Annotated in this window: 16 protein-coding genes; 7 read left to right on the top strand and 9 right to left on the bottom strand. The window is 64.8% G+C overall.

Annotation, left to right across the window (positions count from 1 at the left end):
• Window positions 1–6: 6 nt before the first annotated feature.
• Complete coding sequence (locus tag MWN76_RS06125; protein WP_250460229.1) at window positions 7–1,014, bottom strand: alpha/beta fold hydrolase; 1,008 nt, start codon at window positions 1,012–1,014, stop codon at window positions 7–9.
• A 144-nt stretch (window positions 1,015–1,158) separates the two neighbouring features.
• Between MWN76_RS06125 and MWN76_RS06120 the strand changes: the two genes are divergently transcribed.
• On the top strand, window positions 1,159–1,329 hold the full coding sequence (locus MWN76_RS06120; RefSeq protein ID WP_250460227.1) for a DUF4177 domain-containing protein: 171 nt from the start codon (window positions 1,159–1,161) through the stop codon (window positions 1,327–1,329).
• A 9-nt stretch (window positions 1,330–1,338) separates the two neighbouring features.
• On the opposite strand, the gene MWN76_RS06115 is transcribed toward MWN76_RS06120, so the two are convergent.
• From MWN76_RS06115 to gshB, 8 genes are all read right to left on the bottom strand, one after another.
• Window positions 1,339–2,580 carry a heme biosynthesis HemY N-terminal domain-containing protein gene (locus MWN76_RS06115; protein WP_250460225.1) on the bottom strand — a complete coding sequence of 414 codons (1,242 nt, stop codon included), beginning with the start codon at window positions 2,578–2,580 and terminating at the stop codon, window positions 1,339–1,341.
• Window positions 2,577–3,887 (bottom strand): uroporphyrinogen-III C-methyltransferase, encoded by a 1,311-nt coding sequence (locus MWN76_RS06110; RefSeq protein WP_250460223.1) that lies wholly within the window; start codon window positions 3,885–3,887, stop codon window positions 2,577–2,579. Before MWN76_RS06110 ends, MWN76_RS06115 begins: the two co-directional genes overlap by 4 nt.
• Before the next feature lie 124 nt (window positions 3,888–4,011).
• The gene (locus tag MWN76_RS06105; RefSeq protein WP_250460221.1) at window positions 4,012–4,797 is read right to left on the bottom strand and encodes a uroporphyrinogen-III synthase; all 786 of its coding nucleotides are present in this window, start codon (window positions 4,795–4,797) and stop codon (window positions 4,012–4,014) included.
• Between the two features lie 14 nt (window positions 4,798–4,811).
• Window positions 4,812–5,729, bottom strand: a complete 918-nt coding sequence (gene hemC, locus MWN76_RS06100) for a hydroxymethylbilane synthase (RefSeq protein WP_250460220.1) — start codon at window positions 5,727–5,729, stop codon at window positions 4,812–4,814.
• A gap of 84 nt (window positions 5,730–5,813) precedes the next feature.
• The gene (ruvX, locus tag MWN76_RS06095; RefSeq protein ID WP_250460217.1) at window positions 5,814–6,251 is read right to left on the bottom strand and encodes a Holliday junction resolvase RuvX; all 438 of its coding nucleotides are present in this window, start codon (window positions 6,249–6,251) and stop codon (window positions 5,814–5,816) included.
• Window positions 6,252–6,253: 2 nt separating this feature from the next.
• Window positions 6,254–6,838 (bottom strand): YqgE/AlgH family protein, encoded by a 585-nt coding sequence (locus tag MWN76_RS06090; RefSeq protein ID WP_250460215.1) that lies wholly within the window; start codon window positions 6,836–6,838, stop codon window positions 6,254–6,256.
• A gap of 44 nt (window positions 6,839–6,882) precedes the next feature.
• On the bottom strand, window positions 6,883–7,791 hold the full coding sequence (locus MWN76_RS06085) for an energy transducer TonB (RefSeq protein WP_250460213.1): 909 nt from the start codon (window positions 7,789–7,791) through the stop codon (window positions 6,883–6,885).
• A gap of 76 nt (window positions 7,792–7,867) precedes the next feature.
• Entirely contained in the window at window positions 7,868–8,824 is a 957-nt protein-coding gene (gshB, locus tag MWN76_RS06080; protein WP_250460211.1) for a glutathione synthase, read from the bottom strand.
• A 348-nt stretch (window positions 8,825–9,172) separates the two neighbouring features.
• On the opposite strand from gshB, the gene pilG reads away from it, so the two are divergent.
• The 6 genes from pilG (at window position 9,173) to MWN76_RS06050 (ending at window position 19,873) form a co-directional block, all read left to right on the top strand.
• Complete coding sequence (pilG, locus tag MWN76_RS06075; RefSeq protein WP_250460209.1) at window positions 9,173–9,568, top strand: twitching motility response regulator PilG; 396 nt, start codon at window positions 9,173–9,175, stop codon at window positions 9,566–9,568.
• A 282-nt stretch (window positions 9,569–9,850) separates the two neighbouring features.
• Window positions 9,851–10,213, top strand: coding sequence for a twitching motility response regulator PilH (gene pilH / locus MWN76_RS06070; protein WP_250460207.1), 363 nt, complete (start codon window positions 9,851–9,853; stop codon window positions 10,211–10,213).
• A 15-nt stretch (window positions 10,214–10,228) separates the two neighbouring features.
• On the top strand, window positions 10,229–10,771 hold the full coding sequence (locus MWN76_RS06065; RefSeq protein ID WP_250460206.1) for a chemotaxis protein CheW: 543 nt from the start codon (window positions 10,229–10,231) through the stop codon (window positions 10,769–10,771).
• Window positions 10,772–10,952: 181 nt separating this feature from the next.
• Window positions 10,953–13,097 (top strand): methyl-accepting chemotaxis protein, encoded by a 2,145-nt coding sequence (locus MWN76_RS06060; protein ID WP_250460205.1) that lies wholly within the window; start codon window positions 10,953–10,955, stop codon window positions 13,095–13,097.
• A 137-nt stretch (window positions 13,098–13,234) separates the two neighbouring features.
• Window positions 13,235–19,345, top strand: a complete 6,111-nt coding sequence (locus MWN76_RS06055; RefSeq protein WP_250460203.1) for an Hpt domain-containing protein — start codon at window positions 13,235–13,237, stop codon at window positions 19,343–19,345.
• A gap of 45 nt (window positions 19,346–19,390) precedes the next feature.
• On the top strand, window positions 19,391–19,873 hold the full coding sequence (locus MWN76_RS06050; RefSeq protein WP_250460201.1) for a chemotaxis protein CheW: 483 nt from the start codon (window positions 19,391–19,393) through the stop codon (window positions 19,871–19,873).
• Window positions 19,874–19,895 lie beyond the last annotated feature (22 nt).

The raw sequence follows: 19,895 nt of genomic DNA, 5'->3' as shown, positions 1-19,895 counted from the left end.
GAAAACCTACTGCTGCAGGAATGCGCTGAACGCGGCCATATAGCGGTCGAAATCCTCGAATTGCGGTACGTGGCCGATATCGTCCAGTTCGACCAGCCGCGCGTCGGGAATCGCCTGCGCGGTTTTTTCACCCAGTTGGTCATAGCGTCCCAGTTTTGTGCGTACCGATTCCGGTGCGCGATTGGCGCCGATGGCGGTGCGGTCGCGGGTGCCGATGATCAGCAGCGTCGGCGTCCGGATATCGGCGAATTCATACAGCACCGGCTGGGTGAAGACCATTTCCGAGGTCAGCGCATCGACGGCGGCGATGCGCTCCGCGTCCGGTCCGATGGTCCAGCCGGCCTGCAGGTCCAGCAGCGGTTGGTACTTTTCCTTCCAATTGCCATCGAAATAGGCGCGGGTCATATAGCTTTTCACCTTGGCCGGTGTCTGCGACTTTTCGCCGGCAAAGGCCTCGTCCAGCGGCTGGTAGGGCACAGAGCGTTTCCAGTCCTCCAGGCCGATCGGGTTGATCAATACCAGTTTTTCCACCGTGTCCGGATACATCAATGCAAAGCGGCTGGCGAGCATTCCGCCCATGGAGTGGCCGGCGACGACGACCTTGTCGACATCCAGTTTGTCTAGCAGGGCCCGGGTATTGGCGGCGAGACCTTGGAAACTGTACTGGAAAGGAGCCGGCTTACTGGATTTGCCGAAACCGACCTGGTCCGGGGCGATCACGCGGTAGCCCTGTCGGGTCAGCGCTTCGATGGTGTCTTTCCAGTAGGCGCCGGAAAAATTCTTGCCGTGGAGCAGCAGCACGGTGCCGAGGGTCTTCGCCGATTCTGCCGGTGGAATATCCATATAGGCCATGGTCAGGGATTGTTGCTGGGCCCGCAGCGGGAAGGTCTTTACCGGATAGGGGTAGTCGTAATCACTCAGTGTGGCGTCCTGCGGCGCGACATCGACCCCGCCGAATGCGAATTGGCTGGCCAGTAGCAGTGACGCGGCCAGCAGGCGAAAAGTCCCGGACATCGACATGGTGTCTCCTCCACTTTCAACGGGTTGAATTCTGTATCTGCCGATAGTACCAACAGCCCCTTACCGATCGGTTGCGCCTGTCGCACGGGGCCGCGCTTCCGTCGCATCGGGTAGGGGAGTCAGGCAAGGGGAGTGCCAGTGCAGAAAATAGTCGAATTTCGCAAGCGCAGTTTTTGGGGCAGCCAGGTGGATCTGGCGGCGTTGAACGAAAAGATCGCCGGGCTGAACCGCGATGGTTGGCGCATACGCCAGGTCGGCAGCAACCGCATGGTAATGTCCTACACCTTGCTGCTGGAGCGGGAGGCGTGACGCGCGGGCTCAGGTACCGGTATCGAGCAGCGGCTTTTCCCGCCCCGGCAGCGGCAGTTGCGGCAGGTCGGCGACCGCCTGGATCAGCCCCTCCTTGTAGAGTTCCGATGCCTGTTCCTTTTCCCCCAGCGCGTACAGCAGCCGCGCCAGTTCCGCCGAGGTGGCGGGATCCGAGCGCAGCAACAGGCTCTTTTCGAAATACTGCCGCGCCTTGCCCCACAGCTGGTTTTGCAGGCATAGGCGGCCCAGGCAGGTGAGCAGGTCGGCGTTTTCCCCGTATTCCTTCTGCCAGCCTTCGGCCACAGTCAGCTGCGCGGCGGCATCGGCGCCGGTCAGGCAACCATAGAGGCGCGCCATCTGCGGGCGCCACTCGCGGTTCAATACCCAGCGCAACTGCTTTTCCGCCTCGGCATCGTCGCCGATCTCGTGCAGTTGCCGGGCGTAGAGACAGCGCAGTTCCAGGTTGCGTTGCCAGCGGCCGTTGAGGCTGTTCCAGACTTCCCGCAGCTTTTCCGCATCGCGGCGGCTGGCGGCGTCCCCGAGTTGGTGCTGGTAGACCTCGAGTTCCAGCTGCTGCAGCTCCTCCTCGCGCATATTGGAGTGCTTTTCCAGTTGCGGCAGCAGCTCCCGCAGACCGTTCCAGTCGCCCAGCCGGTAGTAGGCCTGTTTCAACAACTGCAGTAGCGCCGGGTGCCTGGGTTCCACCTGTTTGGCGCGCTCCAGGCTGGCGATGCACTGTTCGTAGTGTTTGTCGAGCAGCTGCATGCGGGCCTGACTCAGGGCTACCGCGAGGCGGGTGTCCTCGCCGCTGGCTTCGGCCTTGGCCAGCAGTTCATTGGCCTCGTCCCGGTAGCCGAGTTCGAAAGCGCTGCGCGCGGCGGCCAGGTAGTTGATCAGCGGCGCCTCGGAGCGGGGGGCGCTTTTCAGCAGTTGGCGGCGGGCGCGGGACCAGTTGCCCTCCATAAATTCCACCAGGCCGCTGGTCAGGCGCCGACGGGCCACCCGCTGGCGGCCGAAGCGGATGCGGCTGACGCCGCCGCCGATGCCGCGCAAGAGGCTGCGCAGCAGCCAGATGGCGAAGAACAGCAACAACAGGCCGGCCGCCAGGGCGCCGATCGCCACCCACAGGTTCATCTCGATGCGCTTGCCGCCGACGGCCAGCAGCATATAGCCGGGGTAGCTGCGGATCATCTCCGCCAGGAAAGCGCCGAACAGCAGGAAGGCCAGTGCCGAAAACAGAAAGCGCTTCACGGTGACTCGCTCCCCGGCGCATCTGCGCTGCCCGGATTGCTGTCGTCACCGCCGGTCTTGTGCAGGCGTTCTATATAGTTGTGCAGGGCGCTCTGGGAGGCGGCCAGGCTCGGCAACTCGGCCTCGATTGGCATTTCACTGAGTTGCTGCAGTTCGCGCGCCAGCACATCGCGCTGGTTGTTGGCGATGCCGTAATCCAGCAGCAGCTGGCGCGCGCTGTCGAGGGCATCCCTGTAGACGGTGGTGTTTTCCCGCAGCAGTGCCAGTTGCGCCTGTTCCATATTCAGGCGCAGGCTCTGGCGGTAGCGGGCCTCGCTCTGGGGAGACAGCAGCACCGGGTCGATATCGCCGTCGCGGATCCGCACGGAATCGCGCATGAATTCGCTGAAGTTGTTCCAGCTGCGCCGCCAGGCACTGGCGTCCGCGTTTTCCTGTGTGGCGTCGCTGTCGGTATCGTCCCGTTTCGCCAGGTCGAATTCGGGCTGGATGCTGGAGCGCATCAGCTGTTCTTCCAGGGCTCGCAGGCGCAGGTAAATACCCTCGCGATCGATATTGTCCACCAGCTTGAGCGCGGCGATATCGCGGGCCAGTTGCTGGCGCACGCCGTAAAGATCCGGCAGGTCCACCCCGCGGACGATGGCATCGACCTCCTCCAGCAGTCCCAGTGCGGCGCGGCTGTCGCGCTCGAGCAGCAGTCGTTGGTTGGCCAGTCGCAGCAGGTAGTCGGCCTCCGCCAGTTGCCAGTCCTCGCGGCTGACGTTGCCCAGCTGGCCCAGGCGACTGCCCTGGGCGGTGACGTCGCGTTGCAATTCGCCCAGCTGTCGCTGCAGTTGGGCGATGGTGCGCTGCTGGCGGCGCAACTGGTTGCGCAGGGCGGCGTCGGCCTGTTGCCGGGCTTCCGGCGCGCCGGTGGATTGAGAGGGGGCCGCCGGCGCTGGCGTCGGTGTGGCCGGTTGTGTTGCGGTCGCGGCCGGTTCGGTGTCGGCCGCTGTCGCCGCCGGTTCGGTCGATTCGCTATCGGCGGTATCCGCTCCGGTCGCATCGGTTTTGCCGGTGGCGAAGCCCGGCAGGAAATCCAGGTGCTGGCCGATGCTGCCGCGCAGTTGCGGCCACTGGAGCCAGGCCCAGGTGCCGGCGCCGCCCAGCAGCAGGATCGCCAGCAGCAGCCACAGCCAGCCGCGGCCCTTTTTCCGCGCGGCCGGTTTTTCCGCGGCGGCTTTGGCGAAATTGCTCCTGGGCTCCGCTTCTTCCGCGGCGGTGTCGGCGTCTTTCGATGTCCCGGTGTCTTTGGATTTATCGTCAGTCATGGGCGCGGCTGGCAAGGGGTAGAAAATGTCGTCAAATTATAGCGACTGGCGACACGCTTTATACGACCTCTGGCGTGCTTTTGAAAAATTTTACCGCAACAGGGCGGAAAATCCGGCGCGTCCGTCACCAATCGCGCGCCAGCGCCGCGCGCAGAGCCTCGGTCATGGCGTTGTCGCCGGCGTTCAGGGCCGCCTGTGTGTGCGCAAAACCCAGTTCCCGCGCGCGCCCGGCGACGCGCTCGCTCGGGCATACGAGTGGTGCGCGCAACAGGGCCCGCCGCCCGCTCTTGTCGATGCAGTGGCACAGGTTGGCGAGGGTCTCGCCGCTGTGCACGGCGATGGCATCCGGCTGGGCGGTGTAATCCGCCAGTTGCCGCTCGGCAGTGCCGGGTAGGGCGCGTCGATAGAGTTCGCAGTAATCCACCCGCGCACCCCGTTGCCGCAGCGCGTCGCCGATCCGGGGTCGACCGCCGCTGCCGCGGAAGATCAATACGCGCTCACCGGCGACGTCCCGCAGTTCCGGCAGGGCCAGCAGTGCCTCGCTGTCCATGGTGTCTGGCGCGGTCTCGCCGCCGCGTTGGCAGTCGATTCCGTGTTCGCGCAGCGCGCGGGCGGTGGCGGCGCCGATGGCGTAATAGCGCGGACCGATCGGCAGTTGCGGCCAGTAGCGGTCGAGCCAGTCGCAGCCGAGCTGCACCGCGTTCTGTGACACGAAGATGGCGCGATCGACCTGGTCGAAATCGAGAATCCGTCGCTTGATCGCCTGCAGGGGCGCGCCGTTTTCGATCGGCTCGATCGCCAGCATCGGGATATGGTCCACGCTCGCACCGGCGTCGCGCAGCGCGCGGCACCAGCCATCGGCCTGGTGTCGTGGGCGGGTGACGAGAATGCGCTTGCCGGCCAGTTCCATTTGCGCTGCGCCGGTCAGATGGCGGCGAGGATCCTGTCGGCGCCGGAGGCCAGCAGTTCTTCGGCCAGGTCGATTCCCATGGCTTCGCCATCGGCAGCCGGGCCGCGGCGTTCGGCGCGGACCATGGTGGTGCCGTCCGGCTTGCCGACCAGCCCGCGCAGCCACAGGTCGCCGTTTTCCAGTTCCGAGTAGCAACCGATGGGCACCTGGCAGCTGCCGTTGAGGCGGCGCACCACGGCGCGTTCGGCCCGCAGGCGGGCGGTGGTGTCGTCGCAGTGCAGCGGTTCCAGCAGCGCTTCCAGTGCGGCATCCCGCCGGCACTCGATGCCCACGGCGCCCTGGCCGCCGGCGGGCAGCAGTATCTCCGGGGCGAGGAAATCGCGGATGCGCTCGGGCATCTCCAGGCGCAACAGGCCGGCGGCGGCGAGTACGATGGCGTCGAAATCGCCGCGGTCGAGTTTGGTCAGGCGGGTGTTGACGTTGCCGCGCAGGAATTTCACTTCCAGGTCCGGGCGCCGCGCCAGCACCTGGCACTGGCGACGCAGGCTGGAGGTGCCCACTACGGCGCCAGCGGGCAATGCGTCCAGGTCGGCGTAGTGATTGCTCACAAAGGCGTCGCGCGGGTCCTCCCGCTCGCAGATCACCGGCAGGTGCAGGCCGTCGGGAAATTCCATTGGCACGTCTTTCATGGAATGAACGGCGATATCCGCATGGCCGTCGAGCATTGCCCGCTCCAGCTCTTTCACGAACAGCCCCTTGCCGCCCACCTTGGCCAGGGGGATATCCAGCAGCTGGTCGCCGCGGCTGGTCAGCGGCAGCAGTTCTATGGTCAGCTCCGGGTGCAGTTGCTGCAGGCGGTCCTTGACGTCGTTGGCCTGCCACAGGGCCAGGGCGCTCTCGCGGGTGGCAATGCGGATGCGGGTGATGGGCATAGGGTTCGATTGACTGGTTGGGAAATGGGAGCGCCATTCTAACAGAGTGGCGGGCGTCCCGGCGTTGCGCGGGTGACCGACCCGCTACGGTTGCGGATCGCGCGCCCGCAGCCAGTCCTCGAGAATGATGCGCGCGGCGATGGAGTCCACCGGGTCGTCGGCGTAGTTGCCGCGGTGGCCGCGCTCGCGGGCCTCCTCCTTGGCGGCGCGGGTGCTGAGGCGCTCGTCGACATAGTCCACCGGCAGGCCGGTGCGGCCGTGCAGTCGCTGGCCGAATTTGCGCGCGCGGGCGCCGAACGCACTTTCGCTGCCGTCCATGTTCAGCGGTAGCCCCACCAGCAGGATATGCGGCTGCCACTCATCGAGCAGCTTCTGCAGCCGGGTCCAGTCGGGTTTGCCGTCCCTGGCCGGCAGCGGCCGGAGTTCGCGCGCACTGCCGGTCAGGCTCTGGCCGAAGGCCACGCCGATGGAGCCGGTGCCGAAATCGAAGGCGATGGCGGTGACGGGTTTGCGATCGCTCACTGTCAGGCGTGCCCCGCCTGCGAGCCCAGCCCGCCCATATCGATACCGTGGCGCGCGGCGGCGGTCTGCCAGCGGCGGTTCCAGGGAGTGGCGAAGAGGATTTCCGGCTCTGCCGGCAGGGTCAGCCAGGCGTTGTCCACCAGTTCCCGTTCCAGCTGGCCGGCATCCCAGCCGGCATAGCCCAGCGCCACCAGCACGTCGTCGGGGCCGCGACCGGCGGCCAGGGATTCGAGGATATCGCGCGACGCGGTGAGGCTGATGTCGTCATTCACTTCGAGGGTGGAATCGAAGCGGGCGCCGGCGCCGTGCAGTACGAATCCCTGCTCCGGCGAGACGGGGCCGCCCAGCAGGACGGTCTCGTCGCCGCGCAGGCTCAGGTCCTCCAGTGACAGCTGGTCGAACACCTCCTTCCAGTGCACCTTGCTGGGGGTGTTGACGACGATGGCCATGGCGCCTTGCGGGCTGTGTTCGCAGACGAAGGCAATGGTCTGCCGGAAGCGCTCGTCCGCCATGCCGGGCATGGCCAGCAGGAACTGGCCGCGCAGGCTGGAGTGGGTCAGGTCGCTGTCGATCGTAGAGTGTTGCATATCGGTAGTTTAGTGTGGACGAGCCGCTGTTTGCCGCCGCGATATCAGCCGCGGCCGGGAAGTTTGCCGGCGGCGGTGGAGAAACCGGTCATTTCGAAGCGCCAGGTGCGGATGATTTCCAGGCGGTCGGCCTCTTTGCGGATCTCCGCCGGGAAGGGCGCAAAGGGCGCGGCCAGGCGCACTATCTGCTGGGCGGCGTCGTCCAGCACCGGCTCGCCGGAGGAGTCGAGGATCACCACTTTTTCCACTGCACCGGTGGGCAGCAGGCGCACCATCATGCGCAGGCTGCCAGTGATCTGTTGCTGCAGGGCCTCTTCGGGAAAATTGTCGTTGCCCACGGCTTCGACTTTCTGGCGCCAGTCGTGCAGGTAGGCGGCGTCGGCGGAGGCCTTGGTGGCCACCGAGGTCAGGCGCCGCACCCGTGGGCGCTGGGCGATGGTCTGGCGGATCTTGTCCAGGCGCGCCTGCAGGCTGGCGATCTCCGGGTTGGAGGGCGGCAGGTCGGTGGGGGCGTCGCCGCGCTTTTCGTCAGAGTGCTTGTCCTCGGCCGGCAGCTCCGGTGCCTGCTGCGGGCTTTCGCCGATGGTGGTGACCAGCTGGCGGCGCTGGTCCGCGGGGCGCGCCGCGCGCTGTTGCGGCAGCGGGTTGACCTTGCGAATCGCTGTGTCGGCGATCTCGGCGCGGCGGTCGGTGGACAGTTCCCTTGGGCGCTCCGCGCTGCCGCTGGCCTGCTGGTTGTGCTGCGCCAGGTAGTCGGCGTCTTCCGGTGCCCGGGCGGTGTGGTGCTGGGCCAGGGTAACCTCGAGGGTCGGCGGCGCCTGTCGCCCCTCGGGGGCGGCGAAGGCGACGCCGAAAATAATCATGGCGTGAAACGCGCAGGCGACAAACAGCGCGAACACGAAACGGTCGTGTTGTGCGGCCTGTTGCGGTGAGGTGCTGGCGGTCGGCTTCATTGTTCGTTATTGGTTACTTCTTTTCGGGAGCGTCCCTGCGTCCCGACAGTTCCATCCTTGAGTGCGGTCGCCCAGTTTATCCTTTTTCCCGCAGCCGGTCTGTGATCGCGCTCATCAGCTGGCCACCGATATCGGTGCCGCAGGCGGCGTCGATCTCGCGCACGCAGGTGGGGCTGGTGACATTGATTTCGGTCAGGTAGTCGCCGATTACATCCAAGCCGACAAACAGCAGGCCCTTCTCTTTCAGTGACGGTGCCACCTGCTCGACGATCCAGCGGTCGCGGTCATTCAGCGGGCGCGCCTCGCCGCGGCCGCCGGCGGCCAGGTTGCCGCGGGTCTCGCCCGCCTCCGGTATCCGTGCCAGGCAGTGGGGCACGGCCTCGCCGTCGACGACCAGGATACGCTTGTCGCCAGCCTTGATCTCGGGGATATAGCGCTGGCCCATGATCTGTCTCTGGCCGCGATCGGTGAGCATTTCCAGAATGGCGCCGAGGTTGGCGCCGTCGGGCTTGCAATGGAATACGCCGGTACCGCCCATGCCATCCAGCGGCTTGAAGATGACATCCCTGTGCTCACCGTGAAAGGCGCGCAGCCGCTGCATGTCGCGGCTGACTATCAGCGGCGGACAACACTGCGGAAACTGGGTGGCGAACAGTTTTTCATTGCAATCGCGTAGGGACTGGGGATTGTTGACCACCAGGGCACCTTCGCGTGCGGCGGTTTCGAGTATGTAGGTGGAGTAGAGGTACTCGTTGTCAAAGGGCGGATCGACACGCATCAACAGGGTGTCGATGTTGCCCAGCGGCATCTCCCTGACATCGCCGAGCTCGAACCAGTGTTCCGGGTTATCGAACACCTGCAGCGGCCGGCCGCGCCCCATGGCGCGCCCGTCGGCCAGGTAGAGGTCGCCCTGTTCGAAATAAATCAGCTCGAAACCGCTCCGTTGTGCGGCCTGTAACAGCGCGAGGGTGGTGTCCTTTTTAAAATGTACTTGGGCGATGGGGTCCATCACCACGCCGAGGGAATAACTCATGGCGGGTTCCGTGCTGGGTGGTAAGAAGTCGCGTAATCCAGATCGGTAAGGTAAGAGTTGCCCTGCGGCTGCGCAACTGTTTGACAGTGAAATTGCGTGGCGAAATTGTGAGCAATTTCCGAAGGTCTTGTCTGCTTCACCGAACTTTGATGACTATTTGTACGGTGGTGCAATCCTCTCTCTGGCTTCGGTAGATTCACTTGGGGTTCTGTGATAAAAGTTCGTACTTATGTGCGACCTCGACGTCATCCGAGGCGCCCAGACCCTGAAAGTGGTTGCAGAAAGGGCACTTCTGACACTTCACAAGGCGGTGCCCGAAAATAAGTAAACAGGGGATTCAACAACACTATGGAGCTCAACTGGGAAAGCCTGACGGTGATGGTGATCGACGATAGCAAGACTATCCGCCGCACTGCGGAGACATTGCTGCAGAAAGTCGGTTGCACTGTCGTCACTGCCACAGACGGTTTCGATGCACTGGCCAAGATTGCCGATTCGCGTCCGGATATCATTTTCGTGGATATCATGATGCCACGCCTCGACGGCTATCAGACCTGTGCACTGATCAAGAACAACAGCGAATTCCGTTCAACGCCGGTGGTCATGCTGTCGAGCAAGGACGGCCTGTTCGACAAGGCCAAGGGGCGTGTGGTCGGGTGCGATCAGTATCTGACCAAGCCGTTTAGCAAGAGCGAGTTGCTGGGCGCTATCTCCGCACACGCGAAGCCGCACCACGCGGCCTGAGCGTTGCGCCGGTCGCGGTTTTGCTACCGGCGGGGAGAGAGCGCTGTGACTTTGTCGATGTTGCTGGCGTAGAATGGTTCACTCTGGGGCCGGTTGTCGGTGCCAGTGTGATGAAAAATCAAAGTCTGTCCGCGCCCTGCCGGGCCCGGGCGGTACGGAAATCAAGCAATCAAGCGAGGTGGGCATCGCCAGTCGGACGAGGCCTGCCAGAACGACAAGAGCCTATCCGCAGAGGCCCGCCCCGGGCGGTGCGTTGTGGACGAGAAATGTCGCGGGGGAAAAATGGCAAGAATATTAATTGTTGACGATTCGCCAACCGAAACACACAAGCTGACCACCATGCTGGAGAAGAACGGCCACGCGGTACTCGCTGCGGCCAGTGGTGAGAATGGTGTCGACGTGGCGCGCGAGCAGCGCCCGGACGTGATCCTGATGGATATCGTGATGCCGGGCCTGAACGGCTTCCAGGCCACCCGTCAACTGAGCAAGGATGGCAATACCAGCGGCATCCCGATCATTATCGTGACCACCAAGGATCAGGACACCGACCGTGTCTGGGGGATGCGCCAGGGTGCGCGCGCCTATCTGACCAAGCCGGTGGAAGAGGGCAAACTGCTGGGTACCATCGAGGAGGTGTTGGCCTAGGCCAGCCATAGTTCAGTGCAGTCAAAGCAGACCCCGTATCTCGCACTGGTCGATATCGCCAGGCGTGCCAAGTCACAGGCCGCCGGCCTGCCCGGTCGCCAGGAGGTCAAGCCCTACTGGACCGGTATCGGCTTCTCCCTGCTCGGCTATCGCTTTGTCGCGGCGATGGATGAGGTGGTGGAGTTGCTCGAGGTGCCGCAGTACACCTTTATCCCCGGTGCCCAGCCCTGGGTGAGGGGTGTGGCCAATGTGCGCGGCCGCCTGTTGCCGATCTTCGATCTGGCGGCTTTTTTCGGCGGCAGCCTGCGAAGCCAGCGCCAGCAGCGGCGGGTGCTGGTGGTCGAGCATGAAAAGGTCTACGCCGGCCTGATTGTCGACGAACTGTTCGGCATGCAGCATCTGGCGCTGGAATACGCCGGGCACGCGCCGGGCGACCTGCTGGAACCGTTTGCGCCGATGGTCAACGGGCAGTTTGAGTTGCAACAGGATCGCTGGCTGGTCTTCGACATGCTGGCGCTGATCAACGATTTTCAGTTTATGGATGCCGCGGCGCACTGATAGATGGTGCCCGCGGCACTCTGATTTCCCGTTTCGGGGAAAAGTTCCGCGCAGGTTTGTGCCGGGTGGCTTTCGAATCAATGAAAGCACGGTGGCACTGAGGGCTGCGTCGGTCCAAGCGTTCATTGAAGTGGTGACATAAAAGAATTGGCCTGAAGCACAGGTCCGCCAGGAGTAAACTATGAAAACAGGCTCCCAGAGTTCCTTTTCCGCGCTGCGCAGTAACCCCGCGGCGTTGTTTATGGGTCTGCTGGTACTCGCCACACTGGCGGGGCTGATTGTCAGTATCTACCTGGTCCAGACCCAGGGCGACCGCGATCAGGAATACCTTCAGCAAGTTGCCGAGCTGCGCGCACTGGCCTATCAGGTGGTGTCCCACGCACCGGCGGCCACCGCCGGTAACGAGGAGGCGTTCGCTGAGCTGGAGACGGTGATCGGCGACATGACCGAAACCTGGAACCAGCTCCAGGGCGCCGATGCCGGCACCCGCCGCGCCCTCGACAGCGAATTGGCCGCCTACGCCCAGGTATGGCGCCAGGTGCGCGAGCAGGCCGAGACCATTCTCGGCAACAAGGATTCGATCATTTTCCTGAACGATGTGGCGAGCACCCTGAACGACTCGCTGCCGGAACTGCAGGCCGAGCACAACAACATCGTGGAGATTCTGCTGGCCAACAACGCCCCTGCGAACCAGGTGGAACAGGCCCAGCTGCAGGTGTGGCGCGCCGAGCGTATCGGCCGGAACATCGACAAGATGCTGCAGGGTGGGGACAACGCCGAGGACGCCGCCGACCAGTTCAATACCGACGCCAGCCTGTTCGGTAAGGTGGTCGAGGGCATGAAGGGCGGCGACGTGGTGATGGGGATTTCCCGCGTTACCGACGAAGAGGCCCGGCAGTCCCTGGAGGAAATTACCGAGCTGTTCGAATTCGTGAGCTCCTCGGTGCGCGAGATCTTCGAGGCCACGCCGGCACTGTTCGCAACCCGCCAGGCCGCCGACGGTATCCTGGCCTCCTCGCCGCAATTGCTGGAATCCCTCAACACGCTGAACGATCGCATTGCGGGCCTGTCCGGCGAGCGCCAGCCGAATAACCAGACCATCATGATCATCGCAGCGGTATTCGTACTGCTGATCTTCGGCATGATGATCACGGCCTTCTCCGGTACCCGCCGCAGCCTGCGGGAGGAATCCGACACCAACGAGCGCAACCAGCAGGCCATTATGCAGCTGCTGGACGAGCTGGCCGACCTCGCCGACGGTGACTTGACCACCAGCGCCACGGTAACCGAGGCCTTCACCGGTGCCATTGCGGACTCCATCAACTACACCATCGACCAGCTGCGGGTACTCGTAAGCCGAATCAACGGCGCGGCGCAGGAGGTATCCGGCCTGTCCCAGGAAACCCAGCAGACCGCCCTGCACCTGGCCGAGGCCTCCGAACACCAGGCGCAGGAAATTGCCGGCGCCTCCGCGGCCGTCAACGAAATGGCCGTGACGATCGACCAGGTATCCGCCAACGCCGCCGAATCCGCCCAGGTAGCCGAGCGCTCGGTACAGATCGCCAGCAACGGTGCCAAGGTGGTACAGAACACCATCAAGGGCATGGACACCATTCGCGAGCAGATCCAGGACACCTCCAAGCGGATCAAGCGCCTGGGTGAGTCCTCGCAGGAAATTGGCGATATCGTGAGCCTGATTAATGACATTGCCGACCAGACCAACATCCTGGCCCTGAACGCCGCCATCCAGGCGAGCATGGCCGGCGACGCCGGGCGCGGCTTCGCGGTGGTTGCGGACGAGGTACAGCGCCTCGCGGAACGTTCCGCCGCCGCCACCAAGCAGATTGAAGGCCTGGTAAAAGCGATTCAGTCCGACACCAACGAAGCGGTGGTGTCGATGGAGCAGACCACCACCGAGGTGGTGCGCGGTGCCCGCCTGGCCCAGGACGCCGGTGTTGCGCTGGAAGAGATTGAAGGCGTATCCACCAACCTGGCCGCGTTGATTCAGAACATCTCCAACGCCGCGCGCCAGCAAGCCTCTTCCGCCGGCCACATCTCCAACACGATGAACGTGATTCAGGAGATCACCTCGCAGACCTCCGCCGGTACCCAGGCCACTGCCCAGTCTATTGGTAACCTGGCGCAGACCGCGTCCGCACTGCGCGACTCGGTCGCCGGCTTCAAGCTGCCGGAAGAGGAAACTACAGAAGACAGCGGCGAGCTGTACGATGTGGAATTGCCGGATATGGGCGAGGAGGAATTCTCTCTGCTCGACAGCGACGAGGCGGGTACGCTCGAGAACCGCGAAGACCGGGCCCTGGCCTGATTCGCCAACTGCCCGCCGGCCGCTCCCGGGAGAGGCACTGCCGGCGGTGGCACGGATTCCAGTCGGACAATGGCCCCGACAGCTTCCGCGTTCGAGGCACTGCGCCGGCGCACAGACTGAATTACTGAGGACTTGGCGTGAGTCACGACAATCCGAACTTCCTGGCCCTGGACTGGCTGACAGGTGAGATCAACGAGACACTGGCGCAGGCGCGGCAGCAACTGGAGACCTTTGCCTCCGAGGCCGAGCCCGATACGGGCCTGCTGAAAAACTGCCTCGAGCTGATTCACCAGGTGCACGGCAGCCTGCATATGGCCGAGCTGACCGGCGCCGCCATGCTTGCCGAAGAGATGGAGCAACTGGTGCAGGCACTGGCCGCCGGCGAAGTTGAGAACAGCGACGAGACGCGCGAATTCCTGATGCGCGCGTTGCTGGAACTGCCACTCTACCTGGAAAAGGTCGCCTACCAGCGCCGCGACAACGCGGTGCTGCTCCTGCCCCTGCTGAACGACCTGCGCGCGGTGCGCCGCGAGCGCCTGATTACCGAGGGCGCACTCTTCTCCCCCGATCTGTCGCCGCTGGAGATCGCCACCGGCAACCGCCAGCCGCTGCTGAATGACAAGGCCAGGCTCGACGAATTGCTGGGCAAGCTGCGCAAGATGTACCACGTGGCCGCCGCCTCCCTGATTCGCGACGTCAACAGTGGCGACAGCCTCGCCTATCTGGTCAAGGTCACCGAGAAGATGGCGCTGCTCTACAGTGGTAGTGTGCGCCGGCCCCTGTGGCAGATCCTGCTGGGAGTGTTCGAGGCCATCGCCGAACACCGCATTACCGTGATGCCGGCGCTGCGGCAATTGCTGCGGCGTATCGATGTGGAATTCCGCCTGTTGGCCGGCCGCGGGGCGCCGGTGCTAGATGCGCGGCTGGATCGCGACCTGGTGCGCAACCTGCTGTTCTATGTCTACCTCGCAGGGCCGGACGGTGAGCGTTGCGGCGCCCTCTACCGCGACTACGGACTGGACCGCGCCGTGCCGGGCACGCCGCGCCCGGATACCGAGGATGCCCTGGCCATGGGGCCGGAGGCGATGAGCACCGCGGTCGGCGCCCTGCGGGAAGAGCTGAATACAGTGCGCGAGGCACTGGAGCCCAGTCTGGCCGGTGGCGAAGCCACTCCGCTGAGCGATATCGCCGCCATCGCCAAGCGCCTCGCCGACACGCTCGGTGTACTGGGGCTGGAAAAGCAGCGCAGCCGCGCCCGGGGTATCTACGAGAGTCTGCGCGACGCATCGCGCAGCGAAGCGCCCGACGAGTTATTGCTGCAGGCGGCCGGTGAACTGGTGCAGCTGGATTCCGCGCTCGCATCCGCCATGGCCCGCAACAAAAGGGCCGACAGTGACCAGCCACTGATGGGGGATGCCACCGAGACGGTACTGCGCGAGGCGCGTGTCGGGTTGGAGACGGTAAAGGAATCCGTGGTGGAATATATCGCCAGCCACTGGGATGTCTCCTACCTGAGCCTGGTGCCGGAGCGCCTGCAGGAAGTCTGCGGGGGCCTGGAGATGGTCGGTTATCGACGCGCGGGCGACATTGTCGGCGCCTGCAAGCGCTACATCAATGAGCAGTTGATCGATGCGGCCGAGAAGCCGGAGTGGAAGCTGCTGGATACCCTCGCCGACGCCATCACCAGTGTCGAGTACTACCTCGAACGGCGTGCCGACGGTATCGAGGACGCGGATATGCTGCTGGCGCTGGCCGAGGACAGCGTCGCGACCCTCGGATTCGCCGTCGCTGGCGTCGGGGACGAACAAGCCGCTCCGGTAGAGGAGCCCGTCCCGCCGGTGGATGGGGCCGATGCCGTGGAATCGCATGTGGGCGGCGCGGAAGCGCTGACCCTGGACAGTTTTGAATTTGAACCGCAGGCCGATGAGTCGGCAGCGGGTGCCGGGGAAGACGCTGAGAGTGTCGAAGAGGCCCGGGTTGAGGGTGTCGCTGAAGAGGGCGTCGCGGAAGAGGACAGCTGGTTTGCCGGCAGCGCCGGGCTCGAGGCGGAAAGCGCGGTCGAGAGCGCCGCGTCCGCACCCGAGCAGCCACAGGTTTCCGCGGCGGCCGGGCCGGCGCCGGGCGACGACGATGAAGAGAGCCTGATCGACGATGAGATTGTCGAGATCTTCCTCGAAGAGGCGGCCGAGGTGATGGAGACCATCGGCGAGTATTTCCCCCAATGGGCCGCCGATTTCGGCAACCAGGAGGCGCTGGTGGAGTTCCGCCGCGGCTTCCATACCCTGAAAGGCTCCGGCCGCATGGTCGAGGCGCTGGAAGTCGGCGAGCTGGCCTGGGCCGTGGAGAACATGCTCAACCGAGTGATCGACGACAGCGTCAAGCCCGGGCGGGTACACGCCGAGCTGGTGGAGATGGTCCGGCAGAAATTGCCGTCGATGATCGACGGCTTCCGCCGCGGCAGCGGCGACCCGGAACCGGAGCGCACCGCGCAGTTGGAAGACTGGGCCCAGCGGCTTTCGCGCGGCGAAGTGCCGGCGGAGATGCTCGAGCCGAGCCGTCCGGCGGAACCGGCTGAGCCGGCGATCGAAGAGCCCTTCGACAGCGCCGAGGATATCGACCAGCTGTGGGAAATATTCGCCCAGGAGGCGGATACCCACCTGGTCACGGTGGCCGAGTTCCTGCGCGATATGCGCGCTGCCGCACCGCTCTTTGGTGTGCCCTCGGATCCGCTGCACCGCGCACTGCACACCCTGAAAGGCTCCGCCCATATGGCGGAAGTGACGCAGGTAGCACAGCTGATCGCGCCGCTGGAGCGTTTCGTCAAGGAGCTGCGTACCTACCAGGTCCCTATCGACGAGGACATCTATGAACTGATCAGCGATGGCGCCGACTATGTGCGCGGCGTGTTGGCGCAGATCCGCGCCGGCGAAGGCCCGACCATCGATAAATCCGAACAGTTCCTGGCGCGGGTCGCCGAACTGCAGGAGCGTGCCGTCGGCCACCTGATCCGCGAGCGCGAGGCGAACGAACCCAAAGCGGTGGATCCGCAACTGCTGGCAGTGATCATGTCCGACGGCATGAGGGTGCTGCTGGATGCCGACCAGATGTTGAATCGCTGGCGCGCGACCCCCGGCGATCGCTCGCTGCTGCAGCCGGTTGCGGATGAGCTGGAGGTGCTGCTGGACGCGGCCAGCCGCGCGCAGTTGCCGACCCTGGCGGAGCTGTCGCAGCTGTTGCTGGAGGTCTACCGCAAGGTCATCGGTGGTGCCCTGGAGGAGGAGCCGGCGCTGTGGGCGGCCCTGGAACAGGGACACAACGAGCTGCTCGACCTGGTGGATGCCGTAGCTGCCACCCAGGACCTGCCCGAAGTCAGTGAGGCGGTGGGTGAGGCGCTGCGTTACCTGGCCCAGGACGAGGGCGGCCCCAGCAACGATGAGGATTACGACTGGTCGGAACTGGGTATCGACAGCGCCGACCTGCCGGGCGCGGCTACCGAAAGTGACACCGCCGCATCCAGCGAGGACTACAGCGACCTGGGTTTCGACGATCTGGTCGCCTCCGAACAGACGGCAGAAGTCGAGGTGCCGGCCGCAGAGGTCGACGGCGAGGCGCCACAGGTTGGCGAGTCGGCGCCGGCTGCAGATCCGGTATTCGGGGACCTGTTCCTGGACGACCTGGAACTGGAGCCCGTACCGCCGATCCCCACAGAGCCGACTGCACCGAAACCCGTCGCGCCCGCCGCCCAGGGCGGCGACGACCTGCAGGCGCTGCTGGCCGATATCGATCCGGATGTCGTCGATGTGTTTATGGAGGAGGCCGGCGACCTGATCGACGAGCTCGAGGAGCTGATCCAGGAGTGGGAGCAGAACCCGGCCGACCGCAGCCAGGCCGAGGCCCTGAAACGGGTCCTGCACACTTTCAAGGGCGGCGCGCGCATGGCCGGCCTGATGGGCCTGGGCGAGGTGGCACACCGCTTCGAGACGGTGATCGAGGGCATGCAGCGAGACGCGGAGCCGTCCGCGGCATTCTTCGCCGACGCCCACTCCATCTACGACCGTGTCGCCGCCGGCGTGGAGACCGTCCGCGCCTGGATGGCCGGCGATCGTCTGCAGGACTTCGCTTCACTGCTGAGCACCAGTTGGGCCGACGACAAGGTATCGACGGGCGCCGAGCCGGCCGATGGAGCTCCCCCCGCAAGCGCGGAGGGCGGTGCGCCGGAAGAGCCACCGACAGAGCTGGCCCCGGACCACGAGTACCTGCCAGCGGCGGAAGCGGCGCCGCAGGTCCCGGCGGAAGCCGGTGCCGACAACAGGCGGGAAGCGGGCGGCAATGTGCTGCCGTTTGTGCGCAGGAAAGACCAGGTGCGCGAGCGGGAAACCGGCACACCCTCGCGGGGCCAGCCGCAGGAAATGGTGCGGGTGGCCGCGGAACTGCTGGAGGAACTGGTAAACCTCGCCGGTGAGACCTCCATCTCGCGCGGCCGCCTGGAAGAGCAGGTCAGCGAATTCGGCCTGGCGCTGGACGAGATGGATTCGACCCTGTCGCGCCTGAACGAACAGCTGCGCCGGCTCGACCTGGAAACGGAAGCGCAGATCCTGTTCCGGCAGGAGCAGCTGGCGGAGCAGGATGTGGATTTCGACCCGCTGGAAATGGACCGCTACTCGTCCATTCAGCAACTGTCGCGCTCGCTGCTGGAATCCACCTCGGACCTGATGGAACTGCGCAGCACCCTGGGCAACAAGGCCCGCGACACCGAGACACTGCTGCTGCAGCAATCGCGCGTGAACACCGAATTGCAGGAAGGCCTGATGCGCAGCCGCATGGTGCCTTTCTCGCGGCTGGTGCCGCGGCTGCGGCGTATTGTGCGGCAGGTCAGTGCCGAGCTGGGCAAGCAGGTGGACCTGGTCTTTTCCAATGTCGAGGGCGAACTGGACAGGTCCATGCTCGAGCGCATGGTGGCGCCGCTGGAGCATATGCTGCGCAACGCCGTCGACCACGGCATCGAGATGCCGCAGGAGCGCGCGGCATCCGGCAAGCCGGAGCGCGGCCGCATCAATGTGGCGCTGGAGCGCGAGGGCAGCGAGGTCGTCATCAACATCAGCGATGACGGTGCCGGCATCAACCTGATGAAAGTGCGCGAGAAGGCCATCGACAGCGGCCTGATGCGGCCGGATGCAGAGTTGTCCAACAACGAGATTCTGCAGTTCATCCTGCAGGCCGGCTTCAGTACCGCCGACCAGGTGACCCAGATTTCCGGCCGCGGCGTGGGGATGGACGTGGTATCCGCCGAGATCAAGCAGATCGGCGGCGCCGTCCATATCAACTCGCAGACGGGACAGGGCACTGAATTCATAGTGCGCCTGCCGTTTACCGTGTCGGTCAACCGGGCGCTGATGGTCAGGGTGGGCGACGACCTGTTCGCGCTGCCGCTGAATACCATCGAGGGCATCGTGCGCCTGAGCCCGTTCGAACTGGAGCACTACTACCGCTCCGGTGACGCGCGTTTCGAGTATGCCGGAGAACCCTACCAGGTGAGTTACTTCGGCACCCTGTTGCAGTCCGAGGCGCAGCCCAAGCTGAACGTGGAGGATATGCAGCTGCCGGTGTTGCTGGTGCGCTCCGAGGGGCATGCCATGGCGCTGCAGGTGGACGCGATCATGGGCAGTCGGGAGATCGTGGTGAAGAGCCTCGGCTCCCAGTTTGCCGGTGTACAGGGTGTTTCGGGCGCGACGGTTACCGGTGACGGTACCGTGGTGGTGATTCTCGATGCCCACGCGCTGTTGCGCCGTCAGGCGGCCCAGTTGGCGCGCCCGGACATGCCGCAGCTGGAAATGGCCCGCGAACCGGAGCCCCAGCCCGAAGAGCGGCAGCAGGTGGTCATGGTCGTGGACGACTCGGTGACTGTGCGCAAGGTCACCACGCGCTTCCTGGAGCGGGAGGGCTACCTGGTCAGTACCGCCAAGGACGGCCAGGACGCCGTGATCCAGCTGCAGGACAACCTTCCCGACCTGATTTTGCTGGATATCGAAATGCCGCGCATGGACGGCTTCGAGGTGGCGCGGCATATCCGTTCCAGCAGCCGGCTGCGGGATATACCGATCGTGATGATCACCTCGCGCACCGGCAAAAAGCACCGCGACCACGCGCTGTCCCTCGGTGTGAACCACTACCTGGGCAAGCCCTACCAGGAGGAGGTATTGCTGGAGGCGATACGCGAGTACACCGGCGGCGCCATGGTCAGTGTCTGATTTTGTGCCTGGTGCGATACTGATTAACGGAAATAGAGAAAGGCGATGAGTGGAGTTGAAGCACTTTCGGTAGAGGTTCCCGAGGAGGTAAGCAGCCTGCTCCTGCCGCTGGCCGACGGCCATTTGCTGGTCCCGGTGGACACGCTTTCGGAAGTGATCGCAATACAGACACCGGTAGCCGCCTACGAAGCGCCGGACTGGTACCTGGGGGAACTCAACTGGCGCGAGCAGCGGCTGCCGTTGTTGTCATTCGAGGTGATGCGCGGCCAGCCCCTGTCCGCCACCGACGACAGCAGCCGCATCGCGGTGCTGAGCAGCGGCAATCCCGGTGGTGACCTGCCGTTTTTTGCGCTGGTGCTGCACGGAACCCCGCGGCTTGTGCGCGTGACAGAGGAAGAGCTGGCGGGCCGCGAGCAGCCCTGCGGTCTGGGAGAGTTGATGCACGTGGCGCTGTCCGGCGAGGAGGCCGTTATTCCGGACCTGGCCGCCCTGGAGAGGGCCTGCCTCGAATACCGGGATGGGCGTTAGACACAGGCCCCGGCAACTGATC

Source organism: Microbulbifer litoralis (genome assembly GCF_023634065.1).
GTDB classification, from domain to species: domain Bacteria; phylum Pseudomonadota; class Gammaproteobacteria; order Pseudomonadales; family Cellvibrionaceae; genus Microbulbifer; species Microbulbifer litoralis.
The sequence above is the reverse complement of the archived record's forward strand: the minus strand, read 5'-3'. Positions and strand labels throughout refer to the sequence as shown.